This is a genomic window from Exiguobacterium sp. SH4S7 (assembly GCF_004336795.1).
GTDB classification, from domain to species: Bacteria; Bacillota; Bacilli; order Exiguobacteriales; family Exiguobacteriaceae; genus Exiguobacterium; species Exiguobacterium aurantiacum_A.
Window position 1 is genome coordinate 202,038 of record NZ_SJUT01000004.1, and the last position, 16,589, is coordinate 218,626.

Sequence of the window (16,589 nt, forward strand, 5' to 3'; positions counted from 1 at the left end):
ATTGGAACTAAACCGTCAATTGATATGGAAGTTAAGCGTGATCGGGCTGATTCTGCTCGTCCTATGGAAAGTCATCAGCGAGCCGGACACGATCTCTCGGGTCATGCAGTATGCGTTTCAGCTGTTGACGCCGATCATCATGGGGATCGCCATCGCGCTGCTCCTCAACACCGTCCTATCCTATATAGAAGAGCGGTTCCACTTGAAGCGCTACCAAGGCTTGTTGATCGTCTACGTCACGTTCATCGGGATCCTTGTCGTGTCAGCGGTGACGCTGTTCCCTCGCATCTATTCGAGCGTCGCGTCTCTCATCGAGGAGCTCCCGTTTTATATTCGCCAAATCGATGGCTTTCTCGGGCAGCTGAAAACGTATGTCGAGGAGTATAATGCGACGATCGCCCAAGCGATCGATTTTAACCGGTTCGAGGAACGGTATTCCGGATGGGTCGAGACGGCCGTCGTGTCTTCGGTCGGTTACGTGTCGAGCTTCACGATGACGTTGATCAACTTGTTGATCGGGATCGTCATCTCGATCTACTTGTTGAAAGACAAGGAAGTGTTCGCCCGGATGTTCAAGCGTCTACTGTACGCGATGTTCCCGGTCGCCTCGGCGAAGACGACGATCGACATCTTCCAAGAGATGGACTATATCTTTAAACGCTACATCATCGGAAAGTCGCTCGACTGTCTCATCATCGGCGTGATGGCCGTCATCGGGCTCTTGATCATCGGCGCGCCGTACGCGCTCTTGCTCGGTGTCATCATCGGGGTGCTGAACTTCATCCCATACGTCGGGCCGCTCTTAGGGATGATCCCGGCGTTCATCATCACCTACTTCTACGACCCGTTCACGGCCCTGCTCGTCTTGTTGTTCATCTTCTTGCTGCAACAGTTCGACGGACTTTGGCTCGGCCCGAAAATTCTCGGCGACAGCGTCGGGATCACCCCGTTCTGGGTCATCACATCGATCATCATCGGGGGGAGCCTGTTCGGCCTCGTCGGGATGTTCATCAGCGTACCCGTGACCGCGATGATTCAAGTCGTCTTGTCCCGGTTGATCGATTATCGGCTCACCCGCAAGAATTTAAATGAACTGTTATGACGCAAGTCAAAATATGTTGACACATTTCAAGAATCTGTCATACAGTTGAAACGAAGAGTAAACTTTCAGAAAGGAGGACCCGCCATGTCAGTCATGACGCAGCCACATCGTATCCAATTTCATACTGACAGGTCGGGGTCTTCCGTTTCATGAACTGAAGTCACCCGCCTGTCTTCCGAGGCGTGCATAAGCAAGTAGGGACGAGTATGCCTCCGTGCATCCTTCGTCCCTTTTATTTTGTAGAAGCAGGTGAAACGCATGATTCAATCACTCAAACGGCTCGACCGTAACATTTGGATTCGCTTCCTCGGCGAGACGATCACCGGTGTCATGATGTTCATGATCGCCCCGTTCCTCGTCCTCTATTACAGCGACAAGCTCGACAGCTACGTCCAAGTCGGCGTCATCTTAGCGACCGGACCGATCATGGCGCTCATCGGCTCGGTCGTCGGCGGACGTCTCGCCGACTTATACGGTCGAAAACCGGTCATGATGACCGCCATCCTCGGTGATGCGGTCGCGCTCATCGGTTTCGCTTTCGCGGAAACGTTTTGGCCGCTGCTCCTTTTGAACGCCATGCTCGGTTTGACGAACTCGCTGTTCCACCCGGCAGCGAGCGCGATGGTCGCCGACGTGACCGAGCCGGAACAGATGAACGAGGCGTTCGGTCTCTTACGGATGGGGCATAATATCGGGGCGGCGTTCGGTCCCCTGCTCGGCAGTGCCGTCTTGTTCATCGACCGACAGTACATCTTCTTCACGGCAGCGTTCGTCTTCGCCTTGTACGCGCTCGTTCTCGGACGTTTCATCCGCGAGTCGCTCCCAGAGACGACCGAAGCGGAGACACCGTCGAACCGTGACGTCTTACGCGTCTTTTACAACGACAAAGTCTTTCTCGTCTTCATCTTCGCCGGCGTCTTCATCTCGATGGGCTTCTCGCTGATCGAGAGCATGTTGCCGCTGTTCTTGAAAGAGTCGATGCCGTCGTTCACCGACCGCGAGAACCCGTTCGCCTATCTGCTCGCCTTGAACGGCATCATGGTCGTCTTGTTCCAATTCCCGATCGCCTCAAAACTCGGGCGCAAACCGTTCGGCAACGTCATGCTGGTCGGGGCGACGATTTTCGGGATCGGGATGATGTTGATTGCGGTCGTGCCGCGGCTCCTCTATACGCTCGGTACCCCGTACCTCGTCCTCGTCGGTATCCTGCTCGCCGTATACGCGTTCTATACGCTCGGCGAGATGATCATGTCGCCCGTCCAACAGACGTTCATCGCCATGATCGCCCCCGAGAACATGCGCGGTGCCTATAACGGGGCCGCCAGCATCCAATGGTTGATCGGCGGCGTGACCGCACCGCTCATGGCCAGCCTGTTCCTCGACCAACGCGCCGGGCACATCGCCCTCATCCTTGTCGGGGCGGCAAGTTGTTTGTCGGGTCTCATCTATTGGCGTCTCGGGAGATATGTTAGCGCTGAAGAAGCCAGGCAAAAGACCGCTTAATTGTTCAATCCACCTAAAACAACTTGGTTTAGGTGGATTTTTGTTTCGTTTCAAATCTGTTAAAATTTGAACTTCACTTTCATTTTTCCTTTACAAACATAATGATTCTTCTTATGATAATACGGTCAAGGAGGGATCTTTCATGGAAAGGATCGATAAACAGAAAATTGTGGACAGTGTGCCACAAAAAGGATTTTTCGGACAGCCGAAAGGCTTGTTCACGTTGTTCTTCACTGAATTTTGGGAGCGTTTCTCGTACTACGGCATGCGGGCCATCCTCGTCTTCTACATGTATTACGAGGTATCGGAAGGCGGTCTCGGTCTCGACCAGAACGTCGCCCTGTCGATCATGTCCGTGTACGGCGCGCTCGTCTACATGTCAGGAGTCATCGGGGGATGGCTCGCCGACCGCGTCTTCGGGACGTCCCGGGCCGTATTTTTTGGTGGTGTGTTCATCATGCTCGGTCATATCGTCTTGTCGATCCCGGGCAGCCTCACGTTCTTGTTCATCTCGATGGGTCTCATCGTCATCGGGACCGGACTGTTGAAGCCGAACGTGTCGAGTATCGTCGGTGACCTGTATCACGAGACGGACCGTCGCCGTGACGCCGGGTTCAGTATCTTCTACATGGGGATCAACCTCGGGGCCTTCATCTCGCCGTTGATCGTCGGCGGCGTCCAAAAGAGCTACGGCTTCCATTGGGGCTTCGCTCTCGCCGCGGTCGGGATGTTCATCGGTCTCGTCGTCTTCGTCCTCACGAAAAAAGGCAACCTCGGCCTCGCCGGGTCTTACGTGCCGAACCCGTTGACGGCGTCTGAAAAGAAGAATGCGATCAAGTACACGACATTGGCCGTCATCCTCATCGGAGGATTACTGGCCATCCTGATCCCACAAGGCTTGTTCACGATCAACACGTTCATCGGTCTCGTCGGTGTGTTCGGGATCTTCATCCCGACGATCTACTTCATCGTCATGTACCGGAGCCCGAAAACGACAGAAGTCGAGCGGTCACGCATCATCGCCTACATCCCGCTCTTCATCGCCTCGGTCATGTTCTGGGCGATTCAAGAACAGGGCGCGACGATTTTGGCAAGCTATGCCGATAAGCGGACCGATCTTGAATTTTTAGGGTTCACGCTGTCGCCGGCCTGGTTCCAATCACTGAATCCGTTGTTCATCATCCTGCTCGCCCCTGTGTTCGCCTGGTTATGGGTGCGGCTCGGTGATCGTGAGCCGAGCATCCCGACGAAGTTCGCTTTCGGGATCTTGTTCGCCGGTTTGAGCTTCCTCGTGATCTTGCTGCCGGCCTACTTCGGTGGACCGGACACGCTCGTCAATCCGCTCTGGCTCGTCCTCAGTTACTTCATCATCGTCCTCGGTGAGCTCAGTCTGTCTCCGGTCGGTCTGTCGGCGACGACGAAACTCGCCCCGGCCGCCTTCTCGGCCCAAACGATGTCGCTTTGGTTCTTGTCGAACGCGGCGGCACAAGGGATCAACGCCCAGCTCGTCCGGTTCTACTCGCCAGAGAACGAGATGCTCTACTTCGGGATCATCGGCGGAGTAGCGATCGTGCTCAGCATGATCTTGTTCGCGCTGGCCCCGGTCATTAAAAAGTATATGCGCGGTATCCATTAAGTCAAAAAAACGCCATTCCTCGCGCGAGGAATGGCGTTTTTTATTTATCGGATTACTTACGGACTTGGATGAGCGACAAGTAACGATCGATCATGTCGTGGTTGAAGTAGTCGTGGAAACGGTCTTGCTTCAATGCTTGGATCGACTCATGGAACGTCGCCGGGAGCGACGAGATGCCTTGGCTCTCGATCTGTTTCGCCGAGTACTCGAACAAGTCGTCCTCGTTCGGTGCCGACGGCTCGATCTTATGCTCGATCCCTTCAAGACCGGCGTAGATGAGCGCCGCAAGTGCCAAGTACGGGTTCGCGCTCGGGTCTGGGTTACGGACCTCGACGCGTGTCGCGCTGCCGCGTGAAGCCGGGATGCGGATCATCGAGCTACGGTTCGACGGGCTCCAACAAATGTTGACCGGTGCCTCGAACCCTGGGACGAGGCGCTCGTATGATTCTGGGAGCGGGTTCGTGAAGATGGCCGTCGCCCGGGCATGCTTCAAGATCCCTTCGATGAAGTGGCGGGCCGTGTGCGAGAGACCGTAGTCAGACTCCGGCTCTTCAAAGGCGTTATCGACCGGGTTGCCGTCTTTGTCGTTGTTCCAGACCGAGATGTTCAAGTGCATCCCTGAACCGTTGACGTCACGGAGCGGTTTTGGCAAGAACGATACTTTAGCCCCTTTTTCCTGTGCCGCGAGCTGGACGACTTCCTTGAAGAACTGGATGTTGTCCGCCGTGTGCAAGGCGGTGTCGTACTTGATGCCGATCTCGTGTTGGGCCGGTGCGACCTCGTGGTGGACCGCTTCGATGTTGAATCCGACCTCGCTCAAGCGGTTGGCGATATGTTGACGTACTTCGTAGCCTTTATCTTCTGAACGTGTCGAGAAGTAACCGGCCTCGTCATAAAACTCGCCGTTTTCGTCAAAGATGAAGAATTCTGGTTCGGCCCCTACGAAGATGGAGTAACCGTCACGGGCAGCGCGCTCTAACGCGTCTTTCAACACGTTGCGCGGGTCGAACTCGTAACGTTCGCCGTCTGGTGTACAGACGTCACAGAAGAAAGCGAGGATGCTCTCGTCACCGTCTTGTTCGTAGCGTGGTCGATCTAAATCCGGTCTCAAGAATAGGTCTGAGTTTTTGATAGAAGAAAAACCGGCGATTGACGAGCCGTCGAACATCGTCTTCCCTTCAAAAACTTCCGGCAACAACTTTGCAGAAAGAGTCAACAGCTTCAAGTCTCCGATCACGTCAGAGAAATACATGTGGATTTGTGTAATCCCTTTCTCTTGGACCGTTTTTTCAATCTCTTCTTGCTTCTTCCTATTGCCGTCCTTATCAGTTCCGAATAGATTTGCCATGATTCTTAAAAACCTCACTTAATTTATTTGACAGGTCATCACTGTCATGACGTACCATACGTACGCTTCTCCTTAAGTCATAACCTACTTTTTAAAAAGTTAAACCCCTATTCTTTCGATTTTGGCGGCTCGGCATCGATGACCACGCTCCTCGGGAAGGAAGAGCGTGGTCCTGCTCGCGCGTTTGTTTTACTCGCGGCGGATCGCGTAGACCGTTGATGCTGCTATAAAAATCTGAGTTCGAAGTGGCTCATTCTCGTGACGCTTGGTATGATGGGTAGAGACTGAACAGAGAGGAAGAACGCTGTGAATATATTTATGACCGGTGCGACCGGATTTTTAGGAGGGCGGCTCGCCCGCGAACTGATTGCCCGAGGACATCGACTTTGCGTCTTGGCCCGAACGCCACAGAAAGTGACGGCGATGTTTACGAAGAGTGAACTTCGTTCGATTGACGTGCTCGCCGGTGATTTGACGGCTCCGCTCCTTGGAGCGGACGAGGCGTTTATCCAATCAAACGTTGATCAATTCGATTTGGTGCTCCACATGGCGGCGCTCGTCAAATTCGACGAAGAATTGCGCGAGGAGCTGTTCGATACGAACTTGACGGGGACGAGACAGGCCCTCGCTTTAACGAAGGCGTTGCACTGCCCCCGCTTCTTCCATGTCAGCACGGCCTACACGCTCGGGGCTCGTGAAGCAGGGGATGAGACGCTATATGCGACGGACCAGCCGTTCCATAATCCGTATGAGGAGAGCAAGGCCCATGCCGAACGCGAAGTCTGGGCGGCCCGACACGACCTCGCCGTCTCCATTTTCCGGCCGGCCATCATCGTCGGCGACTCGAAAACCGGGGAAGCCGACTCGAAGTTCACGATGTACGGTTACATGCGCGCCCTCGAGGTGTTCAAGCGCCGCCTCGAGCGTCGAGGTGCCCCGGCCGAACCGATCCGTCTGCTCGGCTCGGAGACCGGTACGTCTAACCTCGTCCCGGTCGATTACGTGGCCGACGTGTTGCTCGCCGCCATCGAGCACGCCCGCCCGAACACGATTTACAACGTGACGAACGATGCCCCGCCTCGGAACGAGACGATGCTCGAGTATATGAAGCAGGCACTCGCGTTCCCGCATCTCAAGATCACCGAGACTCAATCCTCAAAGCTCAGCAACGTTGAGCACACGTTCAACGAGATGGTGAAAGTGTTCAATCCTTATTTGAATCGTAATATCGTCTTCAACGATCAAAATACGAAGCAACTTTTAGCCGATGCCGGCTATAAGCCGCTTGATTTGGATGAACGGTCGCTCCGCCGGATCGTCGATGCCTACTACGATACGAAGTGACATCAAAAAACGGACCTGACAAATTTGTCAGGTCCGTTTTAAAATGATTACTCAACTCTTGTCGCAAACGAGAACGATTTTACCGTCCTGAATCTCACTTTCAAGTGATTCGACCATCTGCTTCGTCAGCCCGAGGCTCTCGAGCTGGTCAAGACGGTCATCCGAGTTTTTCGTGAATTTTGACACGAGTGATTCCCACATGCCTTTCTCGGTGATGCGGTAAGGCTGCACACCCGCTTCGGCAGCGAGTCGAATCGTCAATTCTTCATCTTTGGCAAATAAGTAAATGCTCTCATTGACGCATCCGCCCGACACCATTCCGTTCACTTCATGGTCGACCGAAGTCATATCTGGCACAATTCTCGTTTCTAACATCTTTCATCCTCCTAAACGTTCGCTTTCTAAAATCGAATAATATACTATTCCCGAAAAGTGAGTCATAAAACCCGATTGGACGAATCGTTTTATTAACAAGAGGTCAATGTATCGTGTAAGACCAATACTCGATCTCGAAGTGGTCGACGAGCCCTTGGATGCGCTGCCGCTCCTCGGCTTCGGTCTCCACCCCTTCCCGTCCGACTTTTATCCGGAACAGTTCGGGTTGCGAACTGGGCTTCGAGACTTTGTAACCGGCCTGTTGCAACAGGCCCGAAACGATTTCAAGTTTCTCGCGCTCAGGCGATTTGAACGTATGCGACACTTTCATAACATTCTCCCTTCCCCTTTTTCTCTGACGTATTGTATCATATCAACCGGGAAGTACCGCCGTGCTATCAAGTTTTCATTGATGATATAATAAGAACAATGAGACAAGGAGTGATTGAGATGCCGAGACAGGATATGAACACAATCATGCTCGACTATATGAATGAGAAAGAGGACTATGAGGCGTTCGCCGCCAAGCTGAAGTCGCTGCTGAGCGAACTGTTGGACGATGCCGGGATCCAGTTCCACTCGATCGTCGCCCGAGCGAAAGAAGCCGAGAGCCTATATGCGAAACTGTCCCGCAAGCCGTACCAGTACCGGTCGCTGCGTGACGTCCAAGATTTGGCCGGGATCCGGATCGTCACTTATTTTCATGATGACGTCCGCGCCGTCGCCCATATTCTTGAAGAAGAATTTCGAATCGACCGCGAGCAGTCGATCGACAAGTCGACGTTGCTCGACCCGAACGAGTTCGGATACCTGTCCGTCCATTACGTCGTCGGATTGAGCGATAAACGGCTCGCCCTCGGTGAATATCGCCGTTTTGAGGAGAAAGAGGCCGAGATCCAAGTCCGCTCGATCCTCCAGCACGCCTGGGCCGAGATCGAGCACGATTTAGGTTATAAGAATCCGAACGCGGTCCCACCGGAGATCAAGCGCAGCTTCAGCCGTGTCGCCGGACTGCTCGAGATCGCGGACTCGGAGTTCGTCAATATTCGCAAACAGTTGCGCACGTTCGAACAAGAGACGGTCGAACGGATCGTCGAGTCACCGGAGAAAGTCACGATCACCCGCGATAACTTGAACTACTATATCGCCAACGACGTCACCGTCGAGAAGCTTGATAACGCCATCTTCCAAAGCGACTGGTTGCTCGAGACCGACTTGTCGACCATCGTCGAGCTGACGCGCATGTTCCATTATGCCGAGATCCGAACGTTTCAAGATTTGAGGGATACGCTCGATCGTTACTTCAATCGAGCCGTTCAATGTGCGACGCTACTGCCGTCCTCGTTACTGCCGCGTCAAGGGATGGGTGTCGTCTATGCCGTTCTCGCCAAACTGCTCGCGGAAGGCGATGATCAACAGATCGAATTCTTCTTCCGTCGGTTTTATCCGGACTTGAAGCATTACGACGAAATCATTCAAGAATTGCGTATCCACGAAGAGCCATCATAACTTTACAGACTTCATGTTTTTGTTGTAGAATGTTTTTATGTACTGAAATATATGCAAATAATGATTTTTTATAGAAGGGACTTTCGAGGATGACAACACCTGTACACACGGCATCCCGTCGCCAGCTCGTCGCAGACGCTGAGCGTGGGATTCGCATGAACTACCGCGGAGTGAAAAAGAACCTCCGCTCGATGTTTTCGCAATACTTGACGCGTAACGAATTCTTCATCCTCCGATCGCTCTGTCAAAATAGTCCACAAATCGCCTCGGCTTTGTCGAATGAGTTTCAATTCTCGGCCTCGATGATCACGGCCCTTGCTGATGAGTTGACGAAAAAAGGCTTGATCTCCCGCGAACGCAGCGATCGCGACCGTCGTGTCGTCGAACTTCAAGCGACAGAGGAAGGCCGTGTCTTGTTCGAAACGCTCGAACACATGAAAATCGAGTACTTGATGGACGTGTTCGGCGATTTTTCAGACGAAGAATTGGTCCTTCTCTCGAAGTTGCTCGACCGCATGGACGCCTAAGGCGAACCAGACTTTATAGTGAATACGACTTAAAACAAGCAACAGGTCCCGAATCATCGGGACCTGTTGCTTGTTTTAGATATCAGATTCATTCACCTAGCCGCGTCTGATCGGCTGCCTGTTCACGCGCCCTCATCTTTTCATTCCATCTTGGGTGCTCTTCAAAAAACAAGTCTTGCTCGTTATGGAGACGCATTTCTCTCATTTTCTTACTCAGTTCCCGTTTCTCTTTCACTGAGTCACGACCTAACACGAACTGCCAAGTCAAATATATGCCGATCGCAAGTAGGAAACTGCCGCTGCCAGTCCCAACTCTCTCATAACTGATTAACCAAAAAATAATGAACAGTCCTACATTTGCGATGTGTGTTCTTTTTAGCACGCTCTGTTAAATCCCCCGTCAATTTATTCAATCAATTTTCCGACAGTTTATAATATATCAAAAAACTCGGGATGATTTTCATCCCGAGTTGAAAAATTGTGCTATTGCTTAACAATCGCCGTGACGACAATCCGGTCTCGATACCCATGTTCTGGGTCATAAGGACCCGCACACGTGATGAGTTGAAGACGAACCGATTGTGTCGCCGCGAAAATCGAGGCGAGCGGAACATCTTCGACCCGGTACCGTTCGACTGACACGACCTCATATTCGATCACTTGCTTGTTACGTTGGAGCGTCACCTGCTCTCCAAGTCGTATCTGATCAAGATTAGCGAAAATGGCCGGGCCTTGTAAATCGTCTAAATGTCCGGATAAGACGACGTTGCCTTTCGCTCCTGCTTTCGCCCCGTAACGATACCAGCCGACCTCGGCTGCTTCAGCCGGTGTGTCCATCCGGTCGTATCGGTCTTTACCGACCGGTTGGATGACAGTATCGACTTCAATAGACGGGATCTTCAGTCGTTTTGGAACGAACGTCTCGGTGTGAAAGGACTGACGATCGATTTCAGTAGCGGCCAACACGAGCGGTTCTGCGAATCCGACAGTTGAAAGTTTCGCATCCGCGTCCGGGGCATCCGCTACTGGTGCTACCATGAGGAACGAGAACGTTCCGATCAAAAGTAGCTTAAGCGTCTTGTTTCTGACGACGAAAGACGTAGAAGCCAGCTGCTGCTGCGCCAAGTACTGCTGCTGCGAGCAACCAGTTCATTGAAGCTGTCTGAGCGAGACCGCCTTGACCTGTCTCAGGAGCTTCGGCCATTTCTCCACCATCAGCTGCGAGGAGTACTTCGAAAGCAGGTTCCCCTTCAAGAAGGCCGATTGCGAATGCCGTATAGTTTTTACCGCCTTCGAGGGCGACGCCGTCAAGCGCTTTTACGACGTCAGTCGCGCCAGCTGGGCGAACTTCAAGATCGTACGTTCCAGCATCGAGTGTACCGTAGTCACTGACTGCTTTGAACTCGAGGTTTGAGAAGAGTGGGTCTCCACCTTTTGGAGCTACATCGACTGCAGGTGCGTCAGGTGCGAAGTGAGCGACGCGGACTTTCGATTTGCCATCTTCAAAGTTGGCGTCATCTTCCATCGCTGCGATCTCGATGTTTGCAAGTTGACCGATCGCTGCCGCTGTGTAGAATTTACCAGCTTCGATTGAAAGATCGGCTGCGACGACGACTGTCTCAGTATCGCCTGCTGGTTTGATTTCGACGTTGTAGTCACCAGCCGGTAGTGTCAAGTAATCCGTAAGCGCTTTGAACTCCGCGCCTTCGACTGCGACTTCACCGTTGACATAGACGTCCACCGCAGGGGCGTCAGGCGAAGCGTGGAGCACACGGACCATCGCGTTCTCGTGTCCATCTGCACTGACTGGCAGGATGAACGCGAACGCTAGAGCAAGTGTACCAAGTAAAGACATCAATTTCTTCATGTGAAATTTCCTCCTTTTTTTCCTTGGGTTGACCGATCGACTGCATACGACAAGTTTGATGCGATGCTGCATAGTGTGCTACATCTGATTGCTATGTAGCTGGTGACATCTTAAACTTAAGACAACAGGACGACGGCGTAAAGATGACGGTGTGCTTTGAATATGCCGGTCGGCACATTTGGTTGTTACCGTTTTCTTTACATAGTCTTCCTTCCCGTTTCCATAAATTTAAAAACCCCGTAACGACCTGTTACGGGGTTGAATGTGCTCGAGCCCACTCGATATCGTTGACGAAAATCGCATCGACACCGAGCAGTTGGAACCGTTTCAGCTGTTCGATCGTCTTGACCGTGTACGGACGGACCTTGACACCGTTCTGTTGAATGAGCTTGATCTCGTCATCGGTCATCGTTCGGACACTTGGATGCACGCCTGTCGCCCCGAGCTCGTTCAAGTAACCGGCCAAGTCGAACAACGGTTGGGAGATGAGCGCGGCAGACTCGTACTCGGGTGCTAACCGCTTCAACCGGTAGAGCGTCTCATGATTGAAGGAAGAGAACAGGACGCGGTCGGCCGGGAATCGATGGGCTCGCAGCGTCTCGACGAGCCGGTCTTCGATCCCCTCGTACCGGTCGATGTCGGTCTTCACTTCAAGGTTGAGACAGACGCCCGTTCCTTTTACTAAGTTTAACAGGTCGTCTAGTGACGGGATGCGCTCCTCGAGGTCGAATAAGACACCGGCGTTGTATCGTCCGAGCTCGGACAACGTCATCTCGGCAATACGGCCCGACCCGTCTGTCGTCCGATCGATCGTCTCGTCGTGAATCAAGACGAGGCGACCGTCTTTCGTCAAATGGACGTCCGTTTCAATCCCGTCGGCATGGGCGGCGAGCGCTGCGCGAAACGCCGCCATCGTGTTCTCCGGGAACTGGTTCATCACCCCGCGGTGCGCGAATAGCTTCATCGGAAGACTCCTTACTCGGTGACGTATTTTTTCGTCAAATAGCGGACGAGCGGACGGACCGAGATATCGCCTCCGGTCACTTGCTTGATCAGCTCGTTCGGGGTGAGCGACTTACCGTGGCGATGGACGTTCGTCTCGAGCCACTGTTTGATCGGACCGAACTCGCCTTCATGCACTAACGTCTCAAAGTCGGACCGTTCCGATTTGAGCGTCTCGGTCAACTGCGCCGCATAAATCAATCCGAGCGCATAGCTTGGGAAGTAGCCGAATGAACCGCCGGCCCAATGGACGTCTTGCAATACGCCTTTCGCATCATTCGGCACCTCGACGCCTAAGTACTCTCGATATTTCTCGTTCCAAGCGTTCGGCAGCTCGGCGACGGTCAAATCACCTTGGATGAGTGCCTTCTCAAGCTCGTAGCGAATGATGATATGGAGGCTATACGTCAGTTCATCCGCCTCGATCCGGATGAGCGATGGCTTCGCCTCGTTCACGCCTGCGTAGAACGTATCGAAGTCGATATCTTGAAACGCCGGATGCCGTTCTTGTAGCCGTGGATAGACGCTGCGTAAAAATGCTTCGCTGCGCCCGACGAAGTTTTCAAAGAAGAGCGACTGTGACTCGTGGATACCCATCGATGCGCCTCCTCCGAGTCCGACCTCATCGAGCGCCTCGTCGATCTGTTGCTCGTAAGTCGCGTGGCCCGCCTCGTGCATCGTCCCGAACAGGGCGTTGCGGAAGTCCGACTCATCATACTTCGTCGTGATCCGCACGTCGCGGCGGTTGATCGTGATCTCGAACGGATGCACGGTCGCGTCGAGACGACCGCGGGACAAGTCATAATCGACGACCCGCATCCAATCGTGACAGATCTGTTCTTGCACCGCCGCCTCCATCGACCAGTCGAGTTCATGCTTGCTCGACTTCAACTGACGGATCAACGGGACGAGCTCGTCCCGTAGCGTCTGGAACAATTCGTCGAGTTGTTCGACGGTCATACCCGGTTCGTAATCATAGAGCAACGCATCGTACGGATGCGTCTCATATCCGAAATAATCCGCGAACTTACGCTGGAACGCGACGATTTTTTCTAAATACGGGGCGAATGTGCCCCAATCGTTCTTGTCTTTCGCTTTTTCCCATGCCGTCTCGGCTTCAGAGACAAGTGTGACGTAGGCCTGATACTCCGCCGGAGGGATTTTGGCGTTCCGTTCATATTGCGTCTTCGCCACGGCGACCGAGCGGACCTCGGTCGGTGTCAACTCTTCGGTCGCTGTCATCTCGGCGAGCAGTTCCGCGAACGAATCGCTCGTCTGACGTTTGAACGCCTCTGTCGACAAGTAACCGATCGTCTCGGCACGAAGCGGGGCCGACTGTTCCGGCATCTGTGTCCGCATGTCCCAATATAGTAGCGAGATCGCCTCATCGAACGCACGTAACTGTTTGAAATGTTCACGCCATTGCTTTGTAATTTCCATCTGATTCCCACCCCTATGACAGTTGTTTCCTTACCTCTCTACTTTAATCGATGTGACGAAAAATGCCTATTCTTTCGACACATCCGCTTTTTTCTCATAGTGGAGCGGCTTCGTCGCCGGACCTTCAAGGACGTTTCCTTGCGTGTCAAAGCGCGATCCATGGCATGGACAGTCCCAAGACCGCTCCGCGTTGTTCCAATTGACGCCACAACCCATGTGCGTGCAACGGGTCGATACGAGGTGACAGTTGTTATCGAGATCCCGATAAGCGCCGACTTTCTTGCCATCGACGTGAACGACCCCACCTTCGTCGAGTTGGAGGTCGTCGAGCGAGCCCGGCTTCTCGAGCGTTCCTTTGACGAATTGGGCAGCCGTGTCTATATTCGTCTTCAAGAACTGACCGACATCCGCCGGTTTGAACTTCGAACGGAGCGGATCCAACAGTTCGGTAAACCGGTTCTCGTGACCGGTCAGTAGGTCGGCGAGCAACAGTCCGGATGCGATCCCGTTCGTCATCCCCCATTTGGCGAATCCGGTAGCGACGAAGATGTCCGGTTCACGACTGAACATTTGACCGACGTAAGGAAGATGGTCCAACGTGATCAAGTCTTGGGACGACCAACGGAAACTTGATTTTTTAGCGCGGAACGCCTCATTCGCGAACTGCTCCAACCGGTCGTAGCGCGTCCGCGTCTCCGTCACGTGACCGCTCAGATGCCCCTCCCCCCCGACGAGGACGTACGAGCGATCGCCGTCATCGAACGTCCGGAACGAGCGACTCGGCGAATCGACGCTCAAATACATGCCGTCCGGCACGGGACCGTTCGTCTCGCAAGCGACGATGTAGGACCGTTCGACCTCAAATTTCGAGAAGTATAGTCCACGGATGTCGTTGAACGGATAATGCGTCGCGACCACGACTTGATCGGCTTGGACACGGCGCCCGGTCGATGTCGTGACGATCGGACGCGGACTTTGGCTGATCTCCGTCGCCCGTGTTTTCTCATAAAGCTTCCCGCCCGCTTCGACAAAGCGACGCGCCAGTTCGTTCAAATATTTCACCGGATGAATCTGGGCTTGGTCGCGGATGACGGCTGCTTGTTGTACCGGAAATGGAAAGACTGCGTTGACCTCGTTCGTCGCATCCCCACCATTCAACCCGATTTTTTGATACGCCTCGATCTCGGAGGCGAGCTGACTCGAGCTGTCGATCGTATAAAGATATGAATCTTTCACTTCGTAATCGATGTCAAATCCGGTTTCGACTTGACGTCTCAAATAGTCGAGCGCCTCATCGTTGAACTCATAGTAAAGACGTGCCGTCTCTTCATTGAACGTCTGCATCAATTTCGAATAGATGGCGCCATGCTGGACGGAACATTTGGCCGTCGTGTGCCCGGTCGTGCCGCGGCCGACTTCCATCGCTTCGAGCAGGACGACCTGCTTGCCCCGGTTTTGAAGCTCATAGGCGGTGACGAGTCCGGCGATCCCTGCCCCGATGACGACGATGTCACAAGAAACGGAGCTCTCGAGTCGTGGATACTGTAGGGTGCGATCGTGTTGTCGCCACAATGAATTCGTGAATGGATAGCGATGCATGATGATACCTCCTTTAGGAATGAACGTGTCTGCTTATGTGTATACCCATTCCCTTCTGTTTCATCACTCGATAAATATTGACCTGTTTCTCGATTTTGAAGACGATTTCATTGCCCGACATCCATTATGGTAGAAAAGTAAACTATGAAGGAGCGATTGCAAAGTGAAACGTACCCGTAGACATCGTAGACACACCTATATAATGAGACGCTTGACCGTCGGCTTGATGCTCGTCGGAATGATCGCGATCATTCCGGCACTCATCGGCTTCAAGCAAGAAACACCGGTGAAACCTGATCCGAAGGCGCCGGTGGCCGAACCGGTCAAACAAGGACCGTCTTTCCCCGATATCCCGATCCAAGAATGGGTAGAAGATTCCACTTTGACCGCCGACCCGGAACAGGTTCTTGTCGGGGCGATGACGTTCGTTGATTTGACGGACGGTGTCGTCTTGTTGGACAAACACGGGGAGGAGCGTGTATACCCGGCCAGTACGACCAAGCTGATGACGGCATTGCTCGCCTATGAGAAAGCGGCGGTCTCCGGCGAACTGGACCGCCCCGTCGTCGAAGTGCACGCGACGACGCTCGACATCCCCTGGGACAGTCACATCGTCCATCTCGCTGTCGGCGACCGCCTAACCGTCCGGCAAGCGCTCTACGCGACACTGCTCGAATCGGGCAACGATGCCGCCAATAGCTTGGCGGAGTATGTGAGCGGCTCGACGGCGGAATTCGTTGAACTGATGAATGAACGGTCCCGCGTCCTAGGCTTGACTGGAACAAACTTCAAAAATGCCCACGGCTATTCGGACCCGGACCACTATACGACGGCACGCGACATGGCTAAAATCACTTACGCGTTCGGGACGTATCCCGAACTCGTCGAAATCGCCGGAACGTATGAGTACGAGGCGAAGTTCGAAGACAAAGATGGATTGATGAAGCGACGGTGGTGGTATCACCTCGGGTCGGCGATCAACAGCCGCAGCATCCACTACTCGGACCTCGTCAAGGCGACGAAGACCGGCTATACCGACGAATCGGGCTACACGATGGTGTTCTTGATGGAGCATCAAGGCAAGCAGTACGCGCTCGTGACGATGCAGGCGCGTTCCGGACAGACGTTCCCGACGATGCGGCTCGTCGAACAACTCGCATTTGGACGTCAGGCTGAATGAACGTTACATATGACGAAGACCTGAACTGATTGATATGCTCCCCAATAGGTAGACAGATGAAATAACAAATCTGTTTATCTATTGGGGAGTGTTTTTTTATGGCGAGAAGTCGGCATTCGATTGAACAAAAACTGAGTGCACTACGTATGCTGGAAGA

16 protein-coding genes are annotated in these 16,589 nt (G+C 53.4%); 7 read left to right on the forward strand and 9 right to left on the reverse strand.

Annotated elements, in window-relative coordinates:
• Position 1 precedes the first annotated feature (1 nt).
• The 3 genes from EVJ29_RS10040 to EVJ29_RS10050 all read left to right on the forward strand — a co-directional run bounded on the left by EVJ29_RS10040 (position 2) and on the right by EVJ29_RS10050 (position 4,241).
• The gene (locus tag EVJ29_RS10040) at positions 2–1,102 is read left to right on the forward strand and encodes an AI-2E family transporter (RefSeq protein ID WP_131463531.1); all 1,101 of its coding nucleotides are present in this window, start codon (positions 2–4) and stop codon (positions 1,100–1,102) included.
• 258 nt (positions 1,103–1,360) lie between these two features.
• The gene (locus EVJ29_RS10045) at positions 1,361–2,605 is read left to right on the forward strand and encodes an MDR family MFS transporter (RefSeq protein ID WP_131489720.1); all 1,245 of its coding nucleotides are present in this window, start codon (positions 1,361–1,363) and stop codon (positions 2,603–2,605) included.
• Positions 2,606–2,747: 142 nt separating this feature from the next.
• The gene (locus tag EVJ29_RS10050) at positions 2,748–4,241 is read left to right on the forward strand and encodes a peptide MFS transporter (RefSeq protein WP_131489719.1); all 1,494 of its coding nucleotides are present in this window, start codon (positions 2,748–2,750) and stop codon (positions 4,239–4,241) included.
• A 52-nt stretch (positions 4,242–4,293) separates the two neighbouring features.
• Here EVJ29_RS10050 and EVJ29_RS10055 read toward each other — a convergent pair whose 3' ends face one another.
• The gene (locus EVJ29_RS10055) at positions 4,294–5,589 is read right to left on the reverse strand and encodes a glutamine synthetase family protein (protein ID WP_131440764.1); all 1,296 of its coding nucleotides are present in this window, start codon (positions 5,587–5,589) and stop codon (positions 4,294–4,296) included.
• Positions 5,590–5,895: 306 nt separating this feature from the next.
• On the opposite strand from EVJ29_RS10055, the gene EVJ29_RS10060 reads away from it, so the two are divergent.
• A complete protein-coding gene (locus EVJ29_RS10060; RefSeq protein WP_070327226.1) occupies positions 5,896–6,933 on the forward strand; it encodes an SDR family oxidoreductase in 1,038 nt (345 codons plus the stop codon).
• 51 nt (positions 6,934–6,984) lie between these two features.
• Here the strand turns inward: EVJ29_RS10060 and EVJ29_RS10065 are convergent, their stop codons facing one another.
• Together EVJ29_RS10065 and EVJ29_RS10070 are read right to left on the reverse strand one after the other, a co-directional pair.
• Positions 6,985–7,308, reverse strand: coding sequence for a general stress protein (locus EVJ29_RS10065; protein ID WP_035386614.1), 324 nt, complete (start codon positions 7,306–7,308; stop codon positions 6,985–6,987).
• A 103-nt stretch (positions 7,309–7,411) separates the two neighbouring features.
• On the reverse strand, positions 7,412–7,639 hold the full coding sequence (locus EVJ29_RS10070) for a hypothetical protein (RefSeq protein ID WP_070327225.1): 228 nt from the start codon (positions 7,637–7,639) through the stop codon (positions 7,412–7,414).
• A gap of 134 nt (positions 7,640–7,773) precedes the next feature.
• On the opposite strand from EVJ29_RS10070, the gene EVJ29_RS10075 reads away from it, so the two are divergent.
• Both EVJ29_RS10075 and EVJ29_RS10080 read left to right on the forward strand, forming a co-directional pair.
• Positions 7,774–8,817, forward strand: coding sequence for a GTP pyrophosphokinase (locus EVJ29_RS10075; protein WP_233589544.1), 1,044 nt, complete (start codon positions 7,774–7,776; stop codon positions 8,815–8,817).
• A gap of 89 nt (positions 8,818–8,906) precedes the next feature.
• Positions 8,907–9,344, forward strand: coding sequence for a MarR family winged helix-turn-helix transcriptional regulator (locus tag EVJ29_RS10080; RefSeq protein ID WP_071397555.1), 438 nt, complete (start codon positions 8,907–8,909; stop codon positions 9,342–9,344).
• A gap of 88 nt (positions 9,345–9,432) precedes the next feature.
• Here EVJ29_RS10080 and EVJ29_RS15420 read toward each other — a convergent pair whose 3' ends face one another.
• The 6 genes from EVJ29_RS15420 to EVJ29_RS10110 form a co-directional block, all read right to left on the reverse strand.
• Positions 9,433–9,612 carry a hypothetical protein gene (locus EVJ29_RS15420; RefSeq protein WP_131505070.1) on the reverse strand — a complete coding sequence of 60 codons (180 nt, stop codon included), beginning with the start codon at positions 9,610–9,612 and terminating at the stop codon, positions 9,433–9,435.
• Between the two features lie 215 nt (positions 9,613–9,827).
• On the reverse strand, positions 9,828–10,382 hold the full coding sequence (locus tag EVJ29_RS10090; RefSeq protein WP_236633503.1) for a class F sortase: 555 nt from the start codon (positions 10,380–10,382) through the stop codon (positions 9,828–9,830).
• A 31-nt stretch (positions 10,383–10,413) separates the two neighbouring features.
• Positions 10,414–11,211, reverse strand: coding sequence for a DUF4397 domain-containing protein (locus EVJ29_RS10095; RefSeq protein ID WP_070327221.1), 798 nt, complete (start codon positions 11,209–11,211; stop codon positions 10,414–10,416).
• Positions 11,212–11,461: 250 nt separating this feature from the next.
• Positions 11,462–12,175 (reverse strand): glycerophosphodiester phosphodiesterase, encoded by a 714-nt coding sequence (locus EVJ29_RS10100; protein WP_131489717.1) that lies wholly within the window; start codon positions 12,173–12,175, stop codon positions 11,462–11,464.
• Positions 12,176–12,186: 11 nt separating this feature from the next.
• Positions 12,187–13,653, reverse strand: coding sequence for a carboxypeptidase M32 (locus tag EVJ29_RS10105; RefSeq protein WP_131463540.1), 1,467 nt, complete (start codon positions 13,651–13,653; stop codon positions 12,187–12,189).
• Positions 13,654–13,719: 66 nt separating this feature from the next.
• On the reverse strand, positions 13,720–15,252 hold the full coding sequence (locus tag EVJ29_RS10110) for an FAD-dependent oxidoreductase (protein WP_131505072.1): 1,533 nt from the start codon (positions 15,250–15,252) through the stop codon (positions 13,720–13,722).
• A 202-nt stretch (positions 15,253–15,454) separates the two neighbouring features.
• On the opposite strand from EVJ29_RS10110, the gene EVJ29_RS10115 reads away from it, so the two are divergent.
• On the forward strand, positions 15,455–16,432 hold the full coding sequence (locus EVJ29_RS10115) for a D-alanyl-D-alanine carboxypeptidase family protein (protein ID WP_131505073.1): 978 nt from the start codon (positions 15,455–15,457) through the stop codon (positions 16,430–16,432).
• Positions 16,433–16,589 lie beyond the last annotated feature (157 nt).

Excerpts from the sequence above, each read along its gene's own strand:
- EVJ29_RS10080 (WP_071397555.1), top strand. The coding sequence starts at position 8,907 with ATGACAACACCTGTACACACGGCATCCCGTCGCCAGCTCGTCGCAGAC.
- EVJ29_RS10095 (WP_070327221.1), bottom strand. The coding sequence starts at position 11,211 with ATGAAGAAATTGATGTCTTTACTTGGTACACTTGCTCTAGCGTTCGCG.
- EVJ29_RS10070 (WP_070327225.1), bottom strand. The coding sequence starts at position 7,639 with ATGAAAGTGTCGCATACGTTCAAATCGCCTGAGCGCGAGAAACTTGAA.
- EVJ29_RS10100 (WP_131489717.1), bottom strand. The coding sequence starts at position 12,175 with ATGAAGCTATTCGCGCACCGCGGGGTGATGAACCAGTTCCCGGAGAAC.
- EVJ29_RS10110 (WP_131505072.1), bottom strand. The coding sequence starts at position 15,252 with ATGCATCGCTATCCATTCACGAATTCATTGTGGCGACAACACGATCGC.
- EVJ29_RS10075 (WP_233589544.1), top strand. The coding sequence starts at position 7,774 with ATGAACACAATCATGCTCGACTATATGAATGAGAAAGAGGACTATGAG.
- EVJ29_RS10105 (WP_131463540.1), bottom strand. The coding sequence starts at position 13,653 with ATGGAAATTACAAAGCAATGGCGTGAACATTTCAAACAGTTACGTGCG.
- EVJ29_RS10090 (WP_236633503.1), bottom strand. The coding sequence starts at position 10,382 with ATGGTAGCACCAGTAGCGGATGCCCCGGACGCGGATGCGAAACTTTCA.
- EVJ29_RS10045 (WP_131489720.1), top strand. The coding sequence starts at position 1,361 with ATGATTCAATCACTCAAACGGCTCGACCGTAACATTTGGATTCGCTTC.
- EVJ29_RS10055 (WP_131440764.1), bottom strand. The coding sequence starts at position 5,589 with ATGGCAAATCTATTCGGAACTGATAAGGACGGCAATAGGAAGAAGCAA.
- EVJ29_RS10065 (WP_035386614.1), bottom strand. The coding sequence starts at position 7,308 with ATGTTAGAAACGAGAATTGTGCCAGATATGACTTCGGTCGACCATGAA.
- EVJ29_RS10115 (WP_131505073.1), top strand. The coding sequence starts at position 15,455 with ATGAGACGCTTGACCGTCGGCTTGATGCTCGTCGGAATGATCGCGATC.
- EVJ29_RS10050 (WP_131489719.1), top strand. The coding sequence starts at position 2,748 with ATGGAAAGGATCGATAAACAGAAAATTGTGGACAGTGTGCCACAAAAA.